This window comes from Halalkalibacter lacteus, from assembly GCF_036663595.1.
GTDB classification, from domain to species: domain Bacteria; phylum Bacillota; class Bacilli; order Bacillales; family Bacillaceae_D; genus Halalkalibacter; species Halalkalibacter lacteus.
In genome coordinates this window covers 1-1,616 of the sequence record NZ_JAWRVL010000072.1, presented here as the reverse complement: position 1 = coordinate 1,616, position 1,616 = coordinate 1, and the positions used below count along the sequence as shown (strand labels likewise).

Annotated in this window: 1 protein-coding gene; it reads left to right on the top strand. The window is 38.4% G+C overall.

Annotation, left to right across the window (positions count from 1 at the left end; translation table 11 throughout):
• The first annotated feature begins 241 nt into the window (after positions 1–241).
• Positions 242–1,480: an IS110 family RNA-guided transposase gene (locus tag SAZ04_RS21470; protein ID WP_332699504.1), complete on the top strand. Its 1,239-nt coding sequence runs from the start codon at positions 242–244 to the stop codon at positions 1,478–1,480.
• Positions 1,481–1,616 lie beyond the last annotated feature (136 nt).

Here is a 1,616-nt window from a genome sequence, read left to right as displayed (position 1 = left end):
TATAAGGTTAGCCAGATTTTTCTGGTTGACCTTTTTCTATATGGTCTTATGATAACGGTAGTCGGGGTAGAACGTCGCACCCGTGGGACTCGATCCCGTTAGCTAAACTGTTCGCCCCCTACTTGTATGAACATGTTTCAGGCTGGTTGGGACATTGATCCCGTTTAACAAGCGAACCTATGACATTACAAGCAGCTCTAGGGGTTACCGACTAATTTATTTTCTAGGAGGAGATTCAATTATGAATCCAGTCGTTGGTCTGGATGTTTCAAAAGGAGAAAGTCAGGTTCAAGCTTTTTTGGACAAGGGAAAATCTTATCGTAAGAGCTTTAGTATTCAACATACTATTGAAGGATTGGGGAATTTACTACTCTTCCTTCAAGAAGTAGAAAAATCAGCTGGTGGTCATCAACCTGCGGTCGTTTTAGAGTCAACTGGACATTACCATACTCCCGTTATTCAGTTTTTGGAGGAACAAAATTATGTTTATATTATGGTTAATCCTCTTATCTCACATCGAGCCAAAAGTTCAAGTTTACGGAAGGTGAAAACAGATGCAGTTGATGCTTATCATCTTTGTGAGTTGTTCTATAAAGAAGAGTTAGAGCCTTATAAAAAACGAGGAATACAACTCTTAAACCTTCGCAATCTAACAAGACAACAGGAAAGTATTGCGGAAATATCAGCCAAGACTAAGTTACAGCTCCATTCCCTAATAGATCAGGTATTCCCTGAGTATAGAGGTGTATTTGGAAGTCTGTATTCAAAAGTATCATTGCTTACTCTATTGGCATTTCCAACTTCTGAGTCTGTTTTAAATGTGAGTGAAAAAGAACTAACTGAAAAAATAGCTTCGCTATGTATGAGTCGTTCAGAGGTATGGGCAAACGAAAGAGCACAAAAGTTAAGAGAAGCAGCCCTTCGTAACCCGTTTCAGAACAACCTTTACCAGAGTCACATCTTTAATCTTGAAATGTTGATTAGCATTGTTCTTCAATATCAAGAGCATCTTTCAAAGATTGCCGATGAAATAGATGCCCTCGCTAGTGAAATTGAAGAATATGAAATACTCCAATCGATCCCTGGAATCGGAGAAAAAATCGCTGCAACGATTATTTCCGAAGTTGGAGAGATAGATCGGTTTAATGATGCAAAAAAACTCGTTGCATTCGCTGGAGTAGATCCAAGCGTTTACTCATCTGGTAAGTTTACCGCATCTGTTAATCGAATTACCAAACGAGGTTCTTGCAGGCTACGTCACGCCTTGTACATGGCTGTTCAAAGCGGTATTCGGGATGCCCGTAAGAAGAAAACGACTGATGAGATCATTGCACGCAATAAGAGACTAAGAGAGTTTTACGATAAGAAACGCGAAGAAGGAAAACCCTTTAGAGTAGCCGTTATTGCCTGTGTGAATAAGCTTTTACACTGGATATACGCCTTACTAAAAAGCAGAACTACTTTCCAAGATATAGCCTAAAATCTACATCTAACTAAATAAAACAAAACCTTCCAAAACCACTTGAAAGGAAGGTTATTTAGCATGTGTAAATTCAGTATATCATGAGATTATTAATCTTTTTATTGAAAAATGTTGACAAACTATTAGCTGGTTT

Coding starts and splice junctions, on each gene's coding strand:
- SAZ04_RS21470 (WP_332699504.1), top strand. CDS start 242: ATGAATCCAGTCGTTGGTCTGGATGTTTCAAAAGGAGAAAGTCAGGTT.